This is a genomic window from Serratia nematodiphila DZ0503SBS1 (genome assembly GCF_000738675.1).
GTDB lineage: Bacteria > Pseudomonadota > Gammaproteobacteria > Enterobacterales > Enterobacteriaceae > Serratia > Serratia nematodiphila.
Map to the genome: position 1 here is coordinate 1,407,642 of NZ_JPUX01000001.1, position 21,661 is coordinate 1,429,302.

General features: G+C 61.6%; 17 protein-coding genes and 1 riboswitch. Of the genes, 8 read left to right on the top strand and 9 right to left on the bottom strand.

Going from position 1 to position 21,661, the window contains the following annotated elements:
* Positions 1-87: 87 nt before the first annotated feature.
* Together lysC and JL05_RS06435 are read right to left on the bottom strand one after the other, a co-directional pair.
* Positions 88-1,455, bottom strand: coding sequence for a lysine-sensitive aspartokinase 3 (gene lysC / locus JL05_RS06430; protein WP_004936686.1), 1,368 nt, complete (start codon positions 1,453-1,455; stop codon positions 88-90).
* Positions 1,456-1,562: 107 nt separating this feature from the next.
* Positions 1,563-1,757: riboswitch (Lysine riboswitch) on the bottom strand.
* A 52-nt stretch (positions 1,758-1,809) separates the two neighbouring features.
* On the bottom strand, positions 1,810-3,618 hold the full coding sequence (locus tag JL05_RS06435; protein WP_033631961.1) for a cation:proton antiporter: 1,809 nt from the start codon (positions 3,616-3,618) through the stop codon (positions 1,810-1,812).
* Positions 3,619-3,847: 229 nt separating this feature from the next.
* Between JL05_RS06435 and pgi the strand changes: the two genes are divergently transcribed.
* Entirely contained in the window at positions 3,848-5,494 is a 1,647-nt protein-coding gene (gene pgi / locus JL05_RS06440) for a glucose-6-phosphate isomerase (RefSeq protein ID WP_033631962.1), read from the top strand.
* 61 nt (positions 5,495-5,555) lie between these two features.
* Here pgi and JL05_RS06445 read toward each other — a convergent pair whose 3' ends face one another.
* Positions 5,556-6,992: a capsule assembly Wzi family protein gene (locus tag JL05_RS06445; protein ID WP_033631963.1), complete on the bottom strand. Its 1,437-nt coding sequence runs from the start codon at positions 6,990-6,992 to the stop codon at positions 5,556-5,558.
* Between the two features lie 224 nt (positions 6,993-7,216).
* On the opposite strand from JL05_RS06445, the gene psiE reads away from it, so the two are divergent.
* Positions 7,217-7,624: a phosphate-starvation-inducible protein PsiE gene (psiE, locus tag JL05_RS06450; RefSeq protein ID WP_015379238.1), complete on the top strand. Its 408-nt coding sequence runs from the start codon at positions 7,217-7,219 to the stop codon at positions 7,622-7,624.
* A 211-nt stretch (positions 7,625-7,835) separates the two neighbouring features.
* Here psiE and malG read toward each other — a convergent pair whose 3' ends face one another.
* The 3 genes from malG to malE are packed head-to-tail and all read right to left on the bottom strand — an operon-like array spanning position 7,836 to position 11,566.
* The gene (gene malG, locus JL05_RS06455) at positions 7,836-8,726 is read right to left on the bottom strand and encodes a maltose ABC transporter permease MalG (RefSeq protein ID WP_021505147.1); all 891 of its coding nucleotides are present in this window, start codon (positions 8,724-8,726) and stop codon (positions 7,836-7,838) included.
* Between the two features lie 11 nt (positions 8,727-8,737).
* Positions 8,738-10,315: a maltose ABC transporter permease MalF gene (malF, locus tag JL05_RS06460; protein ID WP_033631964.1), complete on the bottom strand. Its 1,578-nt coding sequence runs from the start codon at positions 10,313-10,315 to the stop codon at positions 8,738-8,740.
* Positions 10,316-10,372: 57 nt separating this feature from the next.
* A complete protein-coding gene (malE, locus tag JL05_RS06465; RefSeq protein WP_033631965.1) occupies positions 10,373-11,566 on the bottom strand; it encodes a maltose/maltodextrin ABC transporter substrate-binding protein MalE in 1,194 nt (397 codons plus the stop codon).
* A gap of 360 nt (positions 11,567-11,926) precedes the next feature.
* Between malE and JL05_RS25880 the strand changes: the two genes are divergently transcribed.
* The 4 genes from JL05_RS25880 to malM all read left to right on the top strand — a co-directional run bounded on the left by JL05_RS25880 (position 11,927) and on the right by malM (position 16,328).
* A complete protein-coding gene (locus JL05_RS25880) occupies positions 11,927-12,898 on the top strand; it encodes an alpha-amylase family glycosyl hydrolase (RefSeq protein ID WP_033633567.1) in 972 nt (323 codons plus the stop codon).
* Entirely contained in the window at positions 12,891-14,000 is a 1,110-nt protein-coding gene (gene malK / locus JL05_RS06475) for a maltose/maltodextrin ABC transporter ATP-binding protein MalK (protein ID WP_004936708.1), read from the top strand. The genes JL05_RS25880 and malK overlap by 8 nt, the downstream gene beginning before the upstream one ends.
* A gap of 32 nt (positions 14,001-14,032) precedes the next feature.
* A complete protein-coding gene (locus JL05_RS06480; RefSeq protein WP_015379233.1) occupies positions 14,033-15,322 on the top strand; it encodes a maltoporin in 1,290 nt (429 codons plus the stop codon).
* 97 nt (positions 15,323-15,419) lie between these two features.
* Positions 15,420-16,328 carry a maltose operon protein MalM gene (gene malM, locus JL05_RS06485; protein ID WP_033631966.1) on the top strand — a complete coding sequence of 303 codons (909 nt, stop codon included), beginning with the start codon at positions 15,420-15,422 and terminating at the stop codon, positions 16,326-16,328.
* A 55-nt stretch (positions 16,329-16,383) separates the two neighbouring features.
* On the opposite strand, the gene JL05_RS06490 is transcribed toward malM, so the two are convergent.
* From JL05_RS06490 to JL05_RS06500, 3 genes are read right to left on the bottom strand one after another with little or no spacing between them, the layout of a single operon-like run.
* A complete protein-coding gene (locus JL05_RS06490) occupies positions 16,384-17,367 on the bottom strand; it encodes a nucleoside hydrolase (RefSeq protein WP_033631967.1) in 984 nt (327 codons plus the stop codon).
* 22 nt (positions 17,368-17,389) lie between these two features.
* Entirely contained in the window at positions 17,390-18,391 is a 1,002-nt protein-coding gene (locus tag JL05_RS06495; protein WP_033631968.1) for a LacI family DNA-binding transcriptional regulator, read from the bottom strand.
* Positions 18,392-18,415: 24 nt separating this feature from the next.
* Entirely contained in the window at positions 18,416-19,798 is a 1,383-nt protein-coding gene (locus JL05_RS06500) for an MFS transporter (RefSeq protein ID WP_033631969.1), read from the bottom strand.
* Positions 19,799-20,190: 392 nt separating this feature from the next.
* Between JL05_RS06500 and ubiC the strand changes: the two genes are divergently transcribed.
* Both ubiC and ubiA read left to right on the top strand, forming a co-directional pair.
* Positions 20,191-20,706 carry a chorismate lyase gene (gene ubiC, locus JL05_RS06505; RefSeq protein ID WP_015379228.1) on the top strand — a complete coding sequence of 172 codons (516 nt, stop codon included), beginning with the start codon at positions 20,191-20,193 and terminating at the stop codon, positions 20,704-20,706.
* A gap of 17 nt (positions 20,707-20,723) precedes the next feature.
* Positions 20,724-21,596 carry a 4-hydroxybenzoate octaprenyltransferase gene (ubiA, locus tag JL05_RS06510; protein WP_015379227.1) on the top strand — a complete coding sequence of 291 codons (873 nt, stop codon included), beginning with the start codon at positions 20,724-20,726 and terminating at the stop codon, positions 21,594-21,596.
* The last annotated feature ends 65 nt before the right edge of the window (positions 21,597-21,661 follow it).

Consider the following 21,661-nt stretch of genomic DNA (forward strand, 5'->3'; position numbering starts at 1 on the left):
CTCAACATGCTGAACCCCTGCAGGTTTTGAACGGATTTTTTAGACGCAGGGGCGCAGCATGCTGCGCCCGCAATCAGGGATAATGACTTATTCGAACAGGTTGTGATGCAGGGTACGCACCACCTGCTCGGCTTCTTCGCCCGGCACCAGGAAGCACAGGTTATAGCTGCTGGCGCCGTAGCAGATCAGGCGGATATTGAACGGATCGAGCACGCCGAACACCTCTTTGCCCACGCCGCAGGCGCGCGACAGCTGGTTGCCGATGATCGCCACCAGCGCCAGGTTTTCTTCCACTTCCACCCGGCACAGCGACGACAGTTCGGTCAGCAGTGAGGTGGTCAGCAGGCTGCCGCCGACGGAGGTGGCGCCGGTGGTGTCCATGGTCAGTGCGATGCTGACTTCCGAAGTGGTGATCAGATCGACGGAGACATTATGGCGCGCCAGGATGTTGAACACCTCGGCCAGGAAACCGCGCGCGTGCAGCATGTTCAGGCTGTGCAGCGTCAGCAGCGTTTGCTTGCGGCGCAGCGCCAGCGCGCGGAACAGCGGCGGGTTCTCGGTGGTGTTGCACACCAGCGTGCCACCGGCCGCCGGATCCTTGCTGGAGCCGACGAACACCGGAATATCGCTGCGCACCGCCGGCAACAGGGTGGCCGGATGCAGCACTTTAGCGCCGAAGGTGGCCATTTCCGCCGCCTCTTCGAAACCGATTTTGTCGATGCGCTTGGCCGCCGGCACCACGCGCGGATCGGTGGTGTAGATGCCCGGCACGTCGGTCCAGATATCCACCCGGCCGACGCCGAGCGCTTCGCCGAGCAGCGCGGCGGTATAGTCGCTGCCGCCGCGGCCGAGCGTGGTGGTGCGGCCCTTCGGCTCGCTGCCGATAAAGCCCTGGGTGACCACCAGCGCTTCCTGCAGGCGCGGCTGCAATTGCGCCCGGGCCAGTTCGCTGAGCGCGGCGCTGTCCGGCACGGCGCGGCCGAAGTGATCGTCGGTGCGCATCACTTTGCGCACGTCGAACCATTCGGCCTGCACGTTGCGGGCGCGCAGGATTTCAACGAACAACAGGGTGGACATCAGCTCCCCATGGCTGACCAGTTCGTCGGTCAACGCCGTCGAGGTGGCCAGCGACGCGGCTTCCGACAGCATGGCGATGTTTTCCAGCAGGCGGTCTATTTCGTCGCGGATCACCGCCGGCGCCGCGAGGCGATCGAGGATGGCGTACTGGATGCGTCGGATTTCATCAAGCTGGTAATTGCGTTTGTCGGCCTCGCAACCCTCGGCCAGGGCGACCAACAGGTTGGTGACGCCCGCCGAAGCGGACAACACCACCAGGCGGACCTGCGGGTTGGCCAGCACGACGTCGGCGCTGCGGTTCATGGCTTCAAAGTCGGCGACGCTGGTGCCGCCGAACTTGGCTACCACGGTGGAATTCTGGGGTGCTGCTTGGTTCATCTAGAAACCTCGTGTCAGGGATGCCCGTTTGGGGCACTGTAATTCCATAGCCTTGGCACAAGGGGAGAGCGGTAAACAGGGGGCAGGCGTAGAGGTCAGGCTACGATACACCCAGAAGCGCCCCACCTTGTCGATCGCCCTGCGGGCGATCCCCTGGTGACAACCCAGGGGATTCAGCCCCTGTAGTCGATACGATAATGGCCGGCCATTACCCTACCTCGGCGTCGCTCCCCCTCGGGTGCCGTCAACGGAGAAACGGCTCCTCTGACACTCTACCTGGGCGACGCGCCTCTTCTGGCTTGCGCACCGGGTGCGCAAGTAGGCTGTTAGGAATAGCCGGTTATCGCCATTCTGTCAACGTACAGACGGTGAGGGATTTTCATCTTGCACCAGCGCGATAAGCGTACAGGGCATCGCGGGCGTGGAACCGGCGCCAATCGGTTGCAGAGAACCGTCTTCCTTTTGGCTGAATAGCGGAATAACGCCCTGATGTTTCTCCAAATACTCCAGCCAACCGAAATTTTCGTTCAATTTGGTCGCTTTGATGGTGGCCCCTCTGGCGAGCAGGCTGCTCAGGCGGCCGTAGGTGGCTTCCTGATTAAATAAAATTTCATGCCGGCGGAAACGCGAACTTTCCGCGCTGGCGCCGCGCCCTTTCAACGGCGCCCCCGAACGGATGGCGAACACGTGATCTTCGCCGAAGAGGTGACCGAAGTGATAAACCGCCAGCGCGTTCTGGTGGCGATTGGGCGACAGCGCCAGCACCTGGGCGATATTGCTCAGATCGAGGTAGTTCTCGGCGTGTTCGGAGTAGGCGTGGCCATAGTAGGCCGGAATGCCGTCCATGCGCGCCTGACGGTAGTATTCCCAGCTGCTGTCGGTGACGATCACCGGCACGTTCAGCTTGATCAGCGCCTGCGCCAGCATGCGCGCCACGCTGTTGGCGCCGACGATCAGCACGCCGCGCGGTTTCTGCTGTTGCACCCGCAGCCAGCGCGCCATCATGCCGCTGGTCAGGCTTTGCAACACCACGGTGCCGATGATGATGGCGAACACCACGGTCACCAGCCGGTCGGCGCCCTGATAGCCGCTGCGCTGCAGCGTCAGCGCGAACAGCGAACTGACCGCCGCGGCCACGATGCCGCGCGGGGCGATCCAGCACAGCAGCAGCCGATCGCGCCAGTGCAGGGAAGAGCGCCAGGTCGAGACCGCGATGCACAGCGGCCGGGCGATGAACTGCACCGCCAGCAGCAGCAGGAGCAGCGGCCAGCCCATGTTCCACAGCGCCTGAATGTCGAGCCGCGCCGCCAGAATGATGAACAGCGCCGAGATCAGGATCGCCGACAGCTCCTCTTTAAACGCCAGAATATCGCTGGTGTCCACGTCGCGCATATTGGCCAGCCAGATGCCCATCACCGTGACGGTCAGCAGGCCGGATTCGTCGGCGATGGCGTTGGACACGCCGAAGGCGGTCAGCATAATAGCCAGCACCGCCAGGTTCTGCAGGTAGCGCGGCAGCCAAACGCGGCGCAGCGCCAGGCCGAGCAGGTAGCCGAACAGCGCGCCGGCGATAAGACCGACGGCGGCGGTCACGCCCAGCGTCCAAAACAGGTGGGTATAGGACTCCGCATTCTGCTTCAGCACGATAAACTCGAACACCAGCAGGGTGAAGATGGCGCCGACCGGATCGATGACGATCCCTTCCCAGCGCAACACCTGGTTAATGTTGGCGTTCGGCCGCACCACGCGCATCAGCGGGGCGATCACCGTCGGCCCGGTCACCACCGTCACCGCGCCGATCAGCGCCGCCAGCTCCGGCGGGAAATCCAGCAGCCACCAGCTGGCGAGGCTGATGACCAGAAAGGTGGCCAGCATGCCGACGGTGACCAGGTTGCGCACCACGCCGCCGAGGCCGCGTATCTCCTCGAAGCGCAGCGTCAGTGCCCCTTCGAACAGGATGATCGCTACCGACAGCGACACCAGCGGAAACAGCAGATCGCCGAACAGCAGATCCGGCTGTACCAGATGCACCGTCGGGCCGAGCACGATGCCGAACAGCAGCAGCGGCAAGATGGCCGGCAGGCGCAGCAACCAGGCTAGCCACTGCGCCAGCAGCGACGCCAGGCCGATAAGCACCAACATGAGCGGGGCGGATAATTCCATAAGCGAGATCCCTTTCAAATGACGAAATAAACGACGATGACACAGCCTGATGACAATTCGGCAACCCCGATAACAGGCCGTTAGCCAAAAGTATAGAGTGAAAGCTGAAACGAGGCGGCAATGCGTTGACAGTTAGCGCCTATCGCAAGAAAAGAGATCATAATCACAGTCGAACAGGCTACAATCGGACAAACGCGTCATTTTTATTCTCAAGCCTAAGAGTGTTGCTATGAAAAATATCAATCCTAGTCAAACCGCTGCTTGGCAATCCCTGCAGCAACATTATGCACAGATGAAAGACGTACGGATCGCTGACCTGTTCGCCCAGGACAGCGATCGTTTCTCCAGGTTCTCCGCGACCTTCAACGACCAAATGTTGGTGGACTATTCCAAGAACCGCATCACGCAGGAAACTCTGGAGAAGCTGCAGGCGCTGGCGAAAGAAACCGATCTGCAAGGCGCCATCAAATCGATGTTCGCCGGTGAGAAGATCAACCGCACCGAAGATCGCGCGGTGCTGCATATTGCCCTGCGCAACCGCAGCAACAGCCCGATTCTGGTCGACGGCAAAGACGTGATGCCGGAAGTGAACGCGGTATTGGCCAAGATCAAACAGTTCTGCGCGCGCGTCATCGGCGGCGAGTGGAAAGGCTACACCGGCAAGCCGATCACCGACGTGGTGAACATCGGCATCGGCGGTTCGGATCTCGGCCCTTACATGGTGACCGAAGCGCTGCGCCCTTATAAAAACCACCTGAACATGCACTTCGTCTCCAACGTCGACGGCACCCACATCGCCGAAACGCTGCAGCCGCTGAATCCGGAAACCACGCTGTTCCTGGTGGCCTCCAAAACCTTCACCACTCAGGAAACCATGACCAACGCCCACAGCGCGCGTGACTGGTTCCTGAGCAGCGCCGCCGATCAACAGCACGTGGCCAAGCACTTCGCCGCGCTGTCCACCAACGGCAAAGCGGTAGCCGAGTTCGGCATCGATACCGACAACATGTTCGAATTCTGGGACTGGGTCGGTGGCCGTTACTCCCTGTGGTCGGCGATCGGCCTGTCGATTGCGCTGTCCATCGGTTATGACAACTTCGAGCAGCTGTTGAGCGGCGCGCACGCTATGGACAAGCACTTCGCCGAAACGCCGGCGGAGAAAAACCTGCCGGTGCTGCTGGCGCTGATCGGTATTTGGTACAACAACTTCTTCGGCGCCGAAACCGAAGCCATTCTGCCGTACGATCAGTACATGCACCGTTTTGCCGCTTACTTCCAGCAGGGCAACATGGAATCCAACGGCAAGTACGTCGATCGCAACGGCAACCCGGTGGATTACCAGACCGGCCCTATCATCTGGGGCGAGCCGGGCACCAACGGCCAGCACGCGTTCTACCAGCTGATCCACCAGGGCACCAAGCTGGTGCCGTGCGATTTCATCGCGCCGGCCATCAGCCATAACCCACTGGGCGATCATCACGCCAAACTGCTGTCCAACTTCTTCGCTCAGACTGAAGCGCTGGCGTTTGGCAAGTCGCTGGAAGTGGTGGAAGCCGAGTTCGCGGCGCAGGGCAAAACCCCTGAGCAGGTCAAGCACGTGGCGCCGTTCAAGGTGTTTGAAGGCAACCGGCCGACCAACTCGATCCTGCTGCGTGAAATCACCCCGTTCAGCCTGGGCAGCCTGATCGCGCTGTACGAGCACAAGATCTTCACCCAGGGCGCGATCCTGAACATCTTCACCTTCGATCAGTGGGGCGTGGAGCTGGGCAAACAGCTGGCTAACCGCATCCTGCCGGAGCTGGCGGGCAGCGAGAAAATCAGCAGTCACGACAGCTCGACCAATGCGCTGATCAACCGCTTCAAGGAATGGCGCTAAGCGCCTGAGCTGAAGCCAATAAAAAACCCGCCGCGGCGGGTTTTTTTACGTCTGCAAAAAATTACAGGTTGATCGGCACTTCGAAGCTGACGCCAGCGCCCACGTCGTCGGCGGTGCTGTGATCGTTGTCGGTGTACCACAGGCTGGTATCGAACTTAACCTGGGACGGGAAGGTGTAACCCCAACCGACCTGGACGCCCTTCAGCGTATCGGATTTCGGGAACGCCTGGTTGATGCTTTGGCTCAGCGGGTTCACCTTGGCGTATACCAGACGGGTGCTCCAGCGCTGACTGTCGTCCAGCACCAGCTCGACGCGGCCGGACAGCATCTGGCCGTCGCCGCCCATCGCGTGACCCAGCGGGTAGCCCTGCTGATAGTAGCCGCCTTTGTAGATGTAGTGGTTGTACACGTAGTTTTTACGGCTCATATCCGAACGGGTATCGGAACCTTCAATATACCAGTTGATGGTGGTCGGGCCCCATTCCGGGTGACCTTCCAGACCGAGCAGATAGGTGTTTTTCGACGGCAACATGCCGGCTTCATCTTCGCCGACCAACTGGCCATAGAGGCTGACCGGCAGGCCGATCAGCGGCTGCATTTTCAGCTTGAAGTCGAAACCGGCGAGCTGGTTGCCCGGATCGTTGCCCTGACCTGAGTCATCGTTATCGTTACCGCTAAAGGCATCCCAGAATGAACTCCATGACTGCGGACGGCCTTTCCCCCCCCACTGCATGATGCGCGATGCGCCCAGCTCGACGAAGTCGGTAGGCATCATGGTGAAACGGCCGCCGATCAGTTTGGTGTGCGGTACAGAACTGTACTGCGACAGCTGGCCGGCGGACAGCTGGTATTGCCAGCGGCCGATCCACGACAGCCACGGGGTTTCAAACGGCGATTGGTCGGCGCGCTGCAGCATAAAGCCGGCCACTGGGCGCGCGGCGTCGGAGCGGATCAGGCTGCCGTCGTAACCCGGGCCCCACCACTGGGAAACCTCGCCGAAGGAGAGCCATTGGTTCCAGATCTTCACCGCGCCGTAGGAGCCGTTCATGTTGAATTTGGAACCGTCGCTGACACGCTGATCGCCTTCCACCGAGCCCTGCAGACGCACGTCCCAGAACTCGCCGTTGGCGCCGGCGCCGATGGTCAGGCGATCGTCGGCGTACTCGTTTTGGCCGAAGCCCTGCGGGGTGCCGGGTTTATCGGTCGAGGCGTAACCGCTGACGCGGATGTTGGCTTTCAGAGCGTCAACGCGGCGTTGCACGCGGTCGATGACGTTTTTCTCGGTGTTGGTCACCGGTTTGGCCTGCGCGATAACGGAACTGATCTCTTCCTGACTCAGCGGCCAGGTGGACAGGCTGACGTTGATGACGCCGCGGTCAGACAACCAGGCGAGATCGTTACGCAGATCGTTGTCAGGGGCTACCAGGCCGGCGGCGTGGCCGGACAATGCACAGGTAAACAGGCCTGCAGCGACCAGTCCGTTAAGTTTAGCGCGCATAAAGAATTCCCTTGTTAATTCGAGGTTATTGGTTTTATGTAAAGATCTCTGTGACCCATGATAGTTGACATTTCGATTTGCTACAAATCTATAAGCCAGAAACATCTTATTATAACGTGATGAATTAAATGGGGTTTAAAGTGCTTTCGCGAAGGGCGGAATTTTTAGGACAATGCCTATATTGGCACGGTTGAATCATATAAGCGGTATTCAGGAGAGGTTTTATGGCAAAAACGTCGCGTTCGATCATGATAGCGAAGGGGCTGCAGCGGGTGCTGAACGTGGGCTTGTTGCTGCTGGCGGCAATTCTGGTGGTGTTTCTGGTCAAGGAGACCATCCATCTGGCGAAGGTGTTATTTATTAACAGCGAAGAGTCGTCCTCTTACCTGTTGATTGAAGGCATCGTGATTTATTTTCTGTACTTTGAATTTATCGCCTTGATCGTCAAGTATTTTGAGTCGGGTTATCATTTCCCGCTGCGCTATTTTATTTATATCGGCATTACCGCGATTATTCGTTTGATTATCGTGGATCACAAAAATCCCATCGACACCCTGATCTACGCGGCGGCGATATTGGTGCTGGTGGTGACGCTCTATCTGGCCAACACCGACCGGCTGAAACGGGAGTAGCTGAGATAAAAATGGCGGCCAAAGGCCGCCAAAGACACAGGATATAATTACCCGTCATCTTTCAAGCGACAGCGTTGTTGACTGCACTCGCTAACCCCAGTTACTTACTGAAGTAAGCGCCTGGGCTTAGCGAGCTGGTCGCCTAGCTGTAACTTGAAATCCATAGGGTAAAAGATAAGGAAAAACATCAAACGCACTGCAGTGGCACAAATTACCCCTTCACGCCGCCGGCCGTCAGGCCGCCCACCAGCCAGCGCTGCGCCAGCAGGAACACGGCGGTAATCGGTATCGCCGATAGCACCGCGGCGGCGGCGAAGTCGCCCCACAGATAGTTCTGCGGGTTGAGATATTGCTGCATCCCCACCGCCAGCGTGTAGCTGTTCACATCGCGCAGCAGCAGCGACGCCACCGGCACTTCGGTGATGGCGGCAATAAACGACAGAATGAATACCACCGCCAGAATCGGCACCGACAGCGGCAACAGCACCAGACGGAACGCCTGCCACGGCGTGGCGCCATCCAGCGCCGCCGCTTCTTCCAGCGAATTGTCGATGGTTTCGAAATAGCCTTTGATAGTCCAGACGTGCAGCGCAATGCCGCCCATGTAGGCGAAAATCACGCCGCCGTGGGTGTTCAGGCCGATAAACGGAATGTACTGGCCCAGGCGATCGAACAGGGCGTACAGCGCCACCAGCGACAGCACCGCCGGGAACATCTGGAAGATCAGCATGCTTTTCAACAGCGTGCTCTTGCCGCGAAAACGCATGCGGGCGAAGGCGTAGGCGCAGGTGGTGGACAGCGTCACGATACCGATGGCGGTGATCGCCGCGATCTTGACTGAGTTCCACAGCCACAACAGCACCGGGAACGGCGGCGGCGTCACGCTGCCGTCGGCGTGGGTGACGCTGAAGCCGAGCGCCAGCCGCCAGTGATCCCAAGAGAGGGTTTCCGGTATCAGGCTGCCGGTGGCGAAGTTGCCGGAGCGCAGCGAGATGGCGACCACCATCAGCAGCGGAAACATGATCAGGGCGATAAAGCACAGCATCAAGATATGGGTGATCCACAGGCGCAAGCGCTGGGATTTGGGTTGAACCATGGCCATCGTTATTCTCCCTAATCGAAGTTCATCTTGCTGGCTTTCAAATTCAGGATCGCCAGCGCGCCCACCAGCAGGAAGATCAGCGTGGCGATGGCGGCCGCCAGGCCGAAGTCTTGCCCGCCGCCGCCTTCGAAGGCGATGCGGTAGGTGTAGCTGACCAGCAGATCGGTATAGCCGGCCGGCGTGGTGGTGCCGATCATGTCCGGGCCGCCGTTGGTCAGCAGCTGGATCAGCACGAAGTTGTTAAAGTTGAAGGCGAAGCTGGCGATCATCAGCGGCGTCAGCGGCTTGATCAGCAGCGGCAAGGTGATGCGGAAGAAGTTTTGCCACGGGTTGGCGCCATCCATCGCCGAGGCCTCGTACAGATCGTCCGGGATCGCTTTCAGCAGCCCCATGCACAGGATCATCATGTACGGGTAGCCGAGCCAGGTGTTGACGATCAGGATCATGCTCTTGGCGGTGAGCGGATCGCTGAACCAGGCGGGTTTGATGCCGAACAGATGGCTGAGCATCATGTTGATTTCGCCGAAGCTCTGGTTGAACAACCCTTTGAAGATCAGGATCGAGATGAACGACGGCACCGCATAGGGCAGGATCAGCAGCACGCGGTAGATCGCCTTGCCTTTCAGCGCCTCCCACTGCACCACGCAGGCCAACACCATGCCGACCGCCACGGTGAGGATCACCGTCATTACCGAGAACACGATGGTCCAGATGAAGATCGACACGAACGGTTTCTTGATGCCTTCGTCCTGCAGCACCCGCAGGAAGTTTTTCCAGCCGGTGGTGACGGTATAGCCGGGGCTCAGGGTTTCCTGCGCCCAGCCGCCGTCGGCGTTGATCGCCTGATAGAAGCCGATGTCGCCGTTCGGTCGATAGCGTACCTGGGTCTGGTTATTGGTCAGCGTGCTGCCGTCTTTGTCCAGCGCATACAGCGGACGGGTGCCGGAGAATTGGCGAAGAGAGCTCATGCGCAATTCACCGCCGTCGGGCAGTTGCGCCACCAGCTGGCTCAGCGCTTGCCGGTTCTGGGTGATCACCCGCAGCGTGGCGCGTTCGCCCTGCGGCGCGGCGCTCTGCGTGGTCAATGTCAGGGTTTGCGGCGCAGCGGCGTCGAGGCGGAAAGGCTCGGAAATCAACGGCTGTTCACTGTCCGGCGAGGTTAATTGCAGGCGCCATTGCTGATTTTCCGCCGGGTAGAGGCCGAAGGTGAAGGTTTTGCCGCTCTGGAACTGGCGTTGCATCAGCACCGATTGCGCGCGCTCAAAGGTCAGCTGGTTGGTGCTGCTGTAGTTGGTAAAGGCGATGGCGATGGTGCAGATCAGCGGGAACAGGACGAACAGTCCCATGCCGGCGACGCCGGGATACACATAGCGCCAGGCGTAGGCGCGGCGGTTGGCGAAGACGTAAAGTCCGGCGCTGACCAGGATCAGCGTCAGGATGGCGAACAGGTATTCACCCTGTGCATACATCAACACAATCAGGTAGCAGGTCACCAGGCTGAACAGGCCGACCACCAGCCATTTCAGCGCGTCGCTTTGCCACCACTTCGATTTTTTACGCGCAGGCGTCCCCGCGTGAGCGAATTGCATAGGGCGTTCCTTTCTGTGAAGCAATGGCGGGGCGCCACGGCGCCCCGCACGACGTCGTTACTTGGTGATGCGGGTCTGCACGTCGTCCAGCGCGGCTTTCACCGTCTGACGGCCGCTGACGGCGTTGATCACTGCACTGCGTTCGGCGTACCAGAAGGCGCTCATCTGCGGGATGTTCGGCATGATTTCCCCATTTTGCGAGTTCTGCATGGTGGCGGCGATCTTCGGATCTTTGGCCAGCGCCTCCTGGTAGGATTTCAGCGCCACCGCGCCCAGCGGTTTGTCTTTGTTGACGTCCGCCAGCCCTTCGTTGGTCAGCAGGTAGTTTTCGAGGAACTCGGTCGCCAGCTCCTTATTCGGGCTGGCGGCGTTGATGCCGGCGGTCAGCACGCCGACGAACGGCTTGGACGGTTTGCCTTTGAAGGTCGGCAGCAGCGTCACGCCGTAGTTGATTTTACTCTGCTCGATGTTGTTCCAGGCCCATGGCCCGTTGATGGTCATCGCGGTCTGGCCTTTGTTGAACGCGGCCTCGGCGATCGAGTAATCGGTATCGGCGTTGATGTGTTTGTTTTTCACCAGATCGACGATGAACTGCAGGCCTGCCTGTGAACCGGCGTTGGCGACGCCGACATCCTTGATGTTGTATTTGCCGTTTTCATACTTGAAGGCATAACCGCCGTCGGCGGCGATGATAGGCCAGGTGAAGTAGGGTTCCTGCAGGTTCCACATGATGGCGCTCTTGCCGGCGGCGCGCAGCTGTTTGTCCAGCGCCGGGATCTCTTCCCAGGTTTTCGGCGGCTGTTTGACCAAGTCCTTGTTGTAAATCAGCGACAGCGCTTCGACGGCGATCGGGTAGCCGATCAGCTTGCCGTCATAGCGCACGGCGTCCCAGGTGAACGGGAACAGCTTGTCCTGGAAGGCTTTGGACGGGTGAATTTCGGCCAACAGGCCGGACTGCGCATAGCCGCCGAAGCGGTCGTGGGCCCAGAAAATGATGTCAGGACCGTCGCCGGTGGCGGCCACCTGCGGGTATTTTTCTTCCAGTTTGTCCGGGTGCTCGACGGTGACCTTGATGCCGGTGTCTTTTTCGAATTTCTTGCCGACTTCCGCCAGGCCGTTATAGCCCTTGTCGCCGTTGATCCAGATAACCAGTTTGCCTTCCTCAATCTTGGCGAAGGCGGAAGAAGAGAGCACCAGGGTGGCCAGTGCCGAGAGCGCCAGCGTGCGGGCGAGGGTAATGCTGCGAGTCATAATCCAGTCCTTCTTTTTGTGGGCACATAAATCAAGGAGAGACGTTTCGCGGTAATAGTGGGTCACAACGCGACATATTCTCATCCTCCCCCCCTCTACGCCCCTGAGATGAGGAGTGTGATCCAGTTAACGTTGTGCTCTATTCTGTGGCGTCAGGCACAAAATAGGGGGCGATTTTTGCCAGCCGGATCACAGATTTGCCTTAAGCGCGGAACTTCTCATCGCCGCGGTCGTTCTCTCATCCTCCCGCCTCCTCCCCCATGAAAAATCCTGTTACGGATGATTACCCTTTCCGGTGACTCCCGCACTATCGGCACATCGATGATTTTTAACGCCACGCGCAGCAGGGATACCGGATTTATGTCGTCAATGCCTATCGCCACTCAGCCCACCCTGTACCGGATCCATCCGGCCAGTTTCCGTGACGGAAACGGGGACGGCGTGGGCGACGCGCACGGCATGCTGGCGGCGCTGCCGTACCTGAAAGCGCTGTCGATCGACGGCCTGTTGCTGCCGCAGACGCTGGCGCCGGAGGCCGAGGCGACGGTGACGGGCGAAGGGCTGACGCTGTGGTACGGCGATGAAGCCAACCGCGTTCGCAATGCCGTCGCGCTGCAGCGGTTCGCCCACGGCGCGCTGGCGCTGGACGTGATGCCGTTCAGCGCGGAGAAGCTGGCGGCGGTGTTGCACGCCCGCCGCGCCACGTTGGCGGACAGCCTGTGGAGCACCGGGGACGCCGAGCAGCCAAGAGTGGTCAGCCGCTGGGGGCAAGGCGATCTGCGTTCCGCCGCCGCCTTTTTGACGCTGTTGGCGATGTTGCCGGCGCCGATCTGCCTGTATCAGGGCGAAGAGCTGGGGCTGCCGCATGCCGCCGGCCTGCAGGATCCGCGCGGCGCGCAAACGCCGATGCCGTGGCATGAAGCCCCCGAACAGGTCACAGCCGGGGAGATTAGCTGGTATCAGCAGGTGGCGATCGAACACCGCGCATTGGCCATCAGCCGCCAACAGCACGACAGCCACTCCACCTTACGTTACTGCCAGGCGCTGTTGGCCCTGCGCCGTTCGCCGCTCATCCAGCGCGGCGAGCTGAACGCGGTCAGCCAGCGGGATGGCGTGGTGCGCTTACTTATTACCCATCAGGATCAATGCCTTGAAGCGCTGATAAACCTGCAGCCTTATACTCAGGCGGCCGCGCCGTCTGAGGCGACCTTGCCGTTGGCATGGCAGCACGGCGCGCAGCAAGAGGGTCATCAATGGGTTTTGGCGGGCTTTGCCTCCGCCATTTTCACACGACATGTTAACTGCGAAAGCAGGGGAGTAACGCATGGCTAGCGTGACACTGCGCAGCGTTTATAAGGCCTTCGGTGAGGCTGTGATTTCCAAAGACGTCAATCTGACCATCGAAGACGGCGAGTTTGTGGTGTTTGTCGGGCCGTCGGGCTGCGGCAAATCGACGCTGCTGCGCATGATCGCCGGGCTGGAGGACATCACCTCCGGCGACCTGCTGATCGGCGAGAAACGGATGAATGAGGTGCCGCCTTCCGAGCGCGGCATCGGCATGGTGTTCCAGTCCTACGCGCTGTATCCGCACCTGTCGGTGGCGGACAACATGTCGTTCGGCCTGAAGCTGGCCGGCGCCAGGAAAGCGGAAATCAATCAACGGGTGAACCAGGTCTCCGAGGTGCTGCAGCTGGCGCACCTGCTCGATCGGCGGCCGAAGGCGCTGTCCGGCGGGCAGCGTCAGCGCGTGGCGATCGGCCGCACGCTGGTGGCCGAGCCGGACGTGTTTCTGCTCGACGAACCGCTGTCCAACCTCGATGCCGCGCTGCGGGTGCAGATGCGCATCGAGATCTCCCGTCTGCACAAGCGCCTGCAGCGCACCATGATTTACGTCACTCACGATCAGGTCGAAGCGATGACGCTGGCCGACAAGATCGTGGTGCTCGACGCCGGTCGCGTGGCGCAGGTCGGCAAGCCGCTGGAACTGTACCACTACCCGGCCAACCGCTTCGTCGCCGGGTTTATCGGCTCGCCGAAGATGAACTTCCTGCCGGTCAAGGTGACCGCTGCGCAGCCGCAACAGGTGCAGGTCGAACTGCCCAACCGTCAACTGGTCTGGCTGCCGGTGGAAGGCGCGGGCGTTCAGCCCGGCGCCAACCTGTCACTGGGCATTCGCCCCGAACATCTGCTGCCCGGCGAAGCCTCTGAAGTGCGGCTTACCGGCGACGTACAGGTGGTGGAGCAGCTCGGCAACGAGACGCAAATCCACATCCAAATCCCGGCCATCCGTCAAAACCTGGTGTACCGCCAGAACGACGTGGTGCTGGTAGAAGAAGGTGCCACATTCGCCATCGGCCTGCCGCCTCATCGTTGCCACCTGTTCCGTGAAGACGGTACGGCATGTAAACGGCTGCACCAGGAGCCGGGCGTTTAAAGCATCAAAGTCGGTATAACAGGAGAATAATGATGACTACTCTGCGCAAACTTCCTCTGGCACTGGCTGTCGCCGCCGGTGTTCTCTCTACTCAGGCGCTGGCCGTGGATTTTCACGGTTACGCCCGTTCCGGCATCGGCTGGACCGGCAGCGGCGGTGAGCAACAGTGCTTCAAGGCCACCGGCGCCGCGAGCAAATACCGTCTCGGCAACGAATGTGAAACCTACGCCGAACTGAAACTGGGGCAGGAAGTGTGGAAAGAAGGCGACAAGAGCTTCTATTTCGACACCAACCTGGCCTATTCGGTCTCGCAACGTTCCGACTGGGAAGACGTGACGCCGGGCTTCCGCGAAGTCAACGTGCAGGGTAAAAACCTGATCGACTGGCTGCCGGGCTCCACGCTGTGGGCTGGTAAGCGTTTCTATCAGCGTCATGACGTTCACATGATCGACTTCTACTACTGGGATATCTCCGGCCCGGGCGCCGGTCTGGAAAACATCGATCTGGGCTTCGGCAAGCTGTCCGCCGCCGTGACCCGCAACTCCGAATCCGGCGGCTCTTACGGCTATCTGGATAACGAATGGAAACAGCGTCCGACCGTCAACGACACTTTCGACCTGCGTCTGGCCGGCCTGGAGCTGAACCCGGGCGGCACCCTGGAGCTGGGCGTGGACTACGGCCGCGCCAATGCGCAGGATAACTACCGCCTGGCGGACGGTGCCAGCAAAGACGGCTGGATGTTCACCGCGGAACACACGCAGAGCATCCTGAACGGTTACAACAAGTTCGTGCTGCAGTACGCCACCGACTCGATGACCTCGCAGAACAACGGCCGCAACGAAGGCGCCACCATCGATAACAACGGCAAGATGATCCGCGTGCTGGATCACGGTGCCATCGACTTCAACGATCAATGGGCGCTGATGTACGTCGCCATGTTCCAGGACATCGACCGCGACAACAACAACGGCACCACCTGGTACACCGTGGGCGTACGCCCGATGTACAAATGGACGCCGATCATGAGCACCTTGCTGGAAGCCGGCTATGACAACGTCAAATCCCAGCGCACCGGCGATCGCAACGGCCAGTATAAAGTAACCCTGGCGCAGCAATGGCAGGCGGGCAACAGCATCTGGTCGCGTCCGGCCATCCGCCTGTTCGCCACCTACGCCAAGTGGGATGAGAAGTGGGGCTACGCCACCGGCGATGATACCGGGTATAACGCCGGCACCGCATACAACGACACCAGCATGCATACCTTCAGCCGCGGCAAGGATGACGAAGTCACCTTCGGCGCCCAGATGGAAATTTGGTGGTAACGACAGGACGGGGAGGGCCGCAGGCTCTCCCTCAATCGCATTCGCCGCGGCCGGATCTCTTGCCTGATCCATCGCGGCGCTGAAAGAGGATATAACGATGAAAAAGAATCTGCTGTCACTCTGCCTGTCGCTGGCGCTGACCGTCGGCGCGCCTTTGGCGGCCAATGCCGATACGCCGGCCAACGTTTCCGTCGCGCCGGCCATCAGCGCCGCCACGCTGCAAAGCCTGCCGTGGCAGCCGTTGCAGCCGCCGGTGTCGCAAGAGGTGAAGCTCGACGCCGTCAGCCCTCAGCTCAATCAGGGCGAGATCCAGGGGGCGATCGCCGCCTATACGCTGCCGGCCGATCGCGGTTCGCTGGAAGTGACGCTGAGCAGCCTCGCCAAACACAATTCGCTGTACGCGCCGAGCGTGCTGGTGCTGGACGAGCATCTGCGCCCGGCGGCGTATTACCCGAGCAGCTATTTCCCTTACCAGCCGCCGGGGGCGATGTCCTCCGATCGTCTCGAAGGCACGCTGAAGCTGACGCCGGCGCTCGGTCAAAAACAGATTTACCTGCTGGTGTACACCACCCGCCAGGATTTGGTGAAAACTACGCAGCTGACCAACCCGGCCAAGGCCTATGCGCAGGGGGTGGGCAACGCGGTGCCGGATATCCCGGATCCGATCGCCGGCCACGCGACGACCGGCACGCTGAAGCTTAAGGTCACCGCTGAACAGGGCACCGGCAACGTGATGATCGGCATGCTGCAGCCTGCGCCGACCGTGGCGCCGGTGGTGGTGGGGGCGAGCACCCCGGCCGCGGCGGCGCCGATGCCGACGCCGACGCCGGAGAAACCGGCGGAACCGATGCTCAACGATACCGAAAGCTACTTCAATAACGGCATCAAGCAGGCGGTGAAGGCGGGCGATATCGACAAGGCGCTGAAGCTGATGAATGAGGCCGAGAAGTTGGGCTCTACCACTGCGCGTAAAACGTTTATCAGCAGCGTTAAAGGCAAGGGGTAACACCCGGCGCTGCCGATGCTGGCTCGATGATTGGTGCGCCTTGGCGCACCTTTTTTCATCCGCGCGCCAGCGTTGCGCCGATCAACGCCAGCAGGCGGGTGTTGTCCACCTGCTGCATGATGCGCACCGGCTTGCCCTGCGGCGGCGGCATACCGACCGTCAGGCGCAGGCCGCCCGGCCGCCAACGGCGTGAGCTGCCGCGCGTCAACGCCCCTTCCAGCGCCACATCCACATGGAACATTTCGGTCGTGACCAACTGCGGTTCCAGCAGCCAGGCGATCACCAGCGCATCATGGATCCAGCAGCCCGGCAGGCGCCGCGTATGGCGCGAATAGTCGATCCACGGCTGCGTGGTGGCGCGCAAATAACGGCACAGCGGGGTATCCGGCTGGGTCAGCGCGGCCAGATCCGCCTGGGTCAGCATGGTCTGGGTGGTGACGTCCAGCGGCGCCAGCGTGATATTGGCGCCGCTGTTCAACACCAGCCGCGCCGCTTCCGGATCCAAACCAAAATTGGTGTCCTTGATGTATCCTTCGACGTTGAACACGCCGCCCATGATCACGATCTCTTTCACCGCCTGCGCCATCTGCGGGTACAGCTGCATGGCGTGCGCAACGTTGGTCAGCGGGCCGATCGCCGCCAGCGTGATCTCGCCGGGATGACGGCAGATCAGTTCGCCGATGGCGATGGCGGCGTCCGGTGCGGGCGCGTTGGCCAGCGAGGGGGCGGGCAAGTCGCGCCACAGCGCCGCCAGCTGAGGATCGGCGATCGGGCGGTCCAGATGGGCGCGCCACGGCTCCGGCGGCTCGCTCAGGGCGCGCGCCGCGCCGAGGGCGACCGGTACCCGGTAGCCGCTCTGCGCCAGCAGAGCGGAGGCGACGGCGAAGCCCACTTCACGCGGGGTATTGCCGGCCACGATGCTGATCAGCTCCAGTTGCAGCTGCGGTTTGGCCGCCAGCGCCAGGGCCAGCGCCAGACCGTCATCGACGTTGGCGCCGGGAACGCCGTTGCCGGGATCGCAATCAATGATTAAACGCATAGTAAGATGTCCTGAAAAACCGCTAACAGCCGCACGAGTGGCGGATGCGCAGTTGAAAAGCGAATTCATGCAGCTCGGCGGGCGCGGCGCCGGCGGCCAGCATGGCGATGGCCCGCTTGGCCATGGCGTCGATCGGCTGCTCGACCGCGCTGAGCGGCGGCACGCTGAATTCGGATTGCTGCGTGCCGTTAAAACAGATCAGCGCCAGATCGTCCGGCGCGCGCAGCCCATGTTCCGCCAGCGCCGACAGGCAGCCGAGCGCCTGCTGCTCGTTAGAGGTGAAAACGGCGCGTGGGCGCGGGCCTTGCACCAGGCGCTGGGTGGCCTGGTAACCGCCCTGGCGGGTGTAGGGCACCTCGAAAATCCATTCGTCGCGCGGCGCGATGCCCGCTTCCAGCAGCGCATCGCGCCAGCCGTTCAGGCGATCCTGCGCGTTGAGCATGGTCAGCGGGCCGATAAAAATGCCGATGTCGCGATAGCCGTGCTGCAGCAGATGGCGGGTCGCCTGGCAGGCGGCGTCGCGCTCGTTGACGCGAATAGCGCAGAAGCCAGCCTGGCTGTCGATGGTATCTATCATCACGCAGGGCGTGCCGGAGGCGCGGATCAGATCGAACCACGGATGGCGATCGACGCTGGTGTACAGCAGGCCGTCGACCTGGCGGCGTAGCAGGTTGTTGATCAGCTCATATTCGCGCTGCCGGTCGTCGCCGGCGTCGCCCAGCAGCAGCACGCGGCCACGGCTGAAGGCCTCTTGCTGCAGCGCCCGCGCCAGCGTGGCGAAGAACGGGTTGGAAATATCCGGCACCACCAGCCCGTAGGTTTGCGTGCTGCCGGAGGCCAGCGCTCGCGCGATGTCGTTCGGCCGGTAGCCGGTCTGCTCGATCGCCGCCAGCACGCGCAGCCGGGTGGCTTCCGCCACCGGGCGCGGACCGTTGTTGATCACGTAGCTGACCACGGCGACGGAGGTGCCCGCTATGCGAGCCACGTCGGCGCGGGTAACGCGGCGCGCGGAGTGATTATCCAAATTGAGGTCCTGTTCGCCTTCCCGCTACGCGGCATCCTGCGGCAGGTTGAGATCGCGGCCGCGGGTTTCGGGAGCAAAGAAGGTGGTGATTAAGCCGATGGCCGCCATTACAACAAAATAGCAGGCGACAGGCCACCAGTGACCGAAACCGGACAGCAGCGCGGTGGCGATCAGCGGCGCGGTGCCGCCGGAGAGGATCGACCCGAGCTCCTTGGCGAACGCCATTTTGGAGTAGCGGTTCTTCACGCCGAACAGTTCGACGCCGTAGGCCGCCTGCACGCCGAAGATCCCCAGCGATGCGATGCACATGCCGACCACGATCACCGAGATGACGATCGCCGGCTCACGGCTGTCGAGCAGCCAGAACGCCGGAAAAGCGTACAGCACCAGCAGCAGGCAGAACCACCGGTAGGTGATGCGGCGGCCGAAACGATCGGAGAGCCAGCCGGCCAGCGGGATCACCAGAAAACCGCACAGTGAGGCGATCAGCACCGCCAGCGCCGGCACCGATTTATCGACCATCAGCACCTTGGCGACGTAGCCGACGATAAAGCCCTGGCACAGGTAGGAGGGGCCGTTCTCGCCGATGCGCAGGCCGAGCATCACCCAGAACGCCTTGGTGCGTTGCAGGTAGCTGCGTGAGTCCGGCGCGGCCTGGGCGGCGTCGAGCATGCGCTGGTGGTTTTGCTGAAGTTCGCGTTCGAACACCGGCGTTTCCCGCACGTGGCGGCGCAGATACAGCGCCACGCCGGCGATCAGGATGCTGGCGAGGAACGGAATGCGCCAGCCCCAGCTCATCAGGTCTTCCTTGTCCAGCTGCAATACCAGCAGCCACACCAGCGACGCCAGCAGGGTGCCACTGTTGGAGCCGATGGCGATGATCGACGCCACCAGCCCGCGCCGCTTGGCCGGCGCGTATTCCGCCAGCATCACCGCCCCGCCGGACAGCTCCGCACCGGCGCCGAACCCCTGCGCGAAGCGCAGGATCACCAGGCAGGCGGGCGCCCAGACGCCGATTTTCGCATAGGGTGGGATCAGGCCGATCAATGTAGTTGAGAGGCCCATCAGCGCCACGGTGGTGATCAGCACCACGCGGCGGCCTTTGCGATCGCCGATCCAGCCGAACACCAGCGCGCCGATCGGCCGCGCGACGAAGCCGACGGAGTAGGTGGCGAAGCTGGCCAGCAGCGCCACCAGCGGCGTGGCTTCGGGGAAGAACACGTCGCCGAACACCATGCCGGCCGCCAGGCCGTACAGCGCGAAGTCGACGTATTCCATGGCGGTGCCGAGCCAGCAGGAGAAGGTGGCGCGCCAAAATTGGCTGCGCCCCTCTTTGGTTGCCAGGCGTTCATCGGCCGCCAGCGCGGCGTCGGCGGTCTGTGAAGGGGCAAGCGTTGTTTCGCTCATGGCAGTGCTATCCTCTTTTGTTCTGCGCCTGGAGGGGCGCGGTTAAAGATGGTTTCCCTGGTGCCGGCAACAAAGGTGTGCCGACAAATCATGTCGGACGCATGGCGATTCAACGCTGCCGTATCAGGGTATCTACGCGCGTAGATAACACAACGCGAGGAAGCTGAAACTTTGCGGGCGATCACAGAATCGTCAGCGCGCCGGGAAATGAAGATAGAGAATGCGGATGGCAAAAAGATGACAGAACCCCGGTTTTTCCGGCCGACAGACCTGCCGTTTTCGCCACGAATCAGCCTGCCGCTTTCGCATTTCTGCGCTACAATGGGGGCCTGTTAACAGTTTGTATCGTCTGGCGCGCCGTACCGGCTGCGGTTCAGGCGAGGAGTAAAGCAATGTCTGGCATCAGGGATTCCATCCTGCCGCCGCTGGAGTGGTTATCCGAACAGGATCCTCCGGCGCCCGCCGCCGTCAGCGACTGGCTGATGGAGTTAGGCTCCATGACCCGCCGATTTGAACGCCATTGCGCCCAGGTGCGCGTTGAACCGCAGCGCGAATGCTTCGTCACGCGCGAGGCACTGGGCGACGAGGCGAACCACCTGCCCGACAGCCCGCGCTACTGGCTGCGCGAAGTGGTGCTGCTGGGCGACGGCCAGCCCTGGCTGCTGGGGCGCACGGTGATCCCGGAACATACGCTGACCGGACCCGACCAGGCGCTGGTGGATCTGGGCACGCTGCCGCTGGGGCGCTATTTGTTCAGCAGCGGCGATCTGACCCGCGACTATATCCATATCGGCCGACAGGACGCGCTGTGGGCGCGTCGTTCACGGCTGCGGCTGGCGGGCAAACCGCTGCTGCTGACCGAACTGTTTTTACCGGCTTCGCCGCTGTATTCAGCGGTCCCCGCATAAGAGAGGAGAGCAAGACGTTGGAGGGAAGCGTGACTCAAAGTAAATGGCGGGCTTACAGCCATTTGATGCGCATTGATAAACCGATTGGCACGCTGTTGCTGTTGTGGCCGACGCTGTGGGCACTGTGGCTGGCCGGAAAAGGCGTGCCGCCGCTGTCGATTCTGGTGGTGTTCGTGCTCGGCGTGTTCCTGATGCGCGCCGCCGGCTGCGTGGTGAATGACTACGCCGATCGCGCGGTGGACGGCTACGTGAAACGCACCGCCGGGCGGCCGATGCCGAGCGGCCGGGTGAGCGCGAAAGAGGCCAAGGTGCTGTTCGTGGTGCTGGTGCTGATCTCGTTCTGCCTGGTGTTGACGCTGAATGCGATGACCATCTGGCTGTCGCTGGCGGCGCTGGCGCTGGCCTGGGTGTATCCGTTTATGAAGCGGGTGACCAACCTGCCGCAGTTCGTGCTGGGCGCCGCGTTCGGCTGGGGCATTCCGATGGGCTATGCGGCGGTCAGCGAATCGCTGCCGCTCAGCTGCTGGCTGCTGCTGCTGGCGAACATCTGCTGGACGGTGGCCTATGACACGCTGTATGCGATGGTCGATCGCGACGATGATCTGAAAATCGGCATCAAGTCCACCGCTATCCTGTTCGGGCGTTATGACAAGCTGATCGTCGGGCTGTTGCAGTTCGCGACGTTGCTGCTGCTGGTGTGGGTCGGTTATCTGGCGCAGCTCGGCGGCGCGTTTTACTGGTCGCTGCTGCTGGCGGGCGCGCTGTTCATTCACCAGCAGAAGCAGATCGCCGGGCGCGAGCGCGACGCCTGCTTCAAGGCCTTTCTGCAGAACAACTATGTCGGGCTGGTGGTGTTTATCGGCATCGCGCTCAGCTATCTGCCGGCGTAACGGTTCCCTGCAGCAAGAAAAAAGGCACCCCTTGGGGTGCCTTTTGTGTTTCCGCGCCGGGCGAA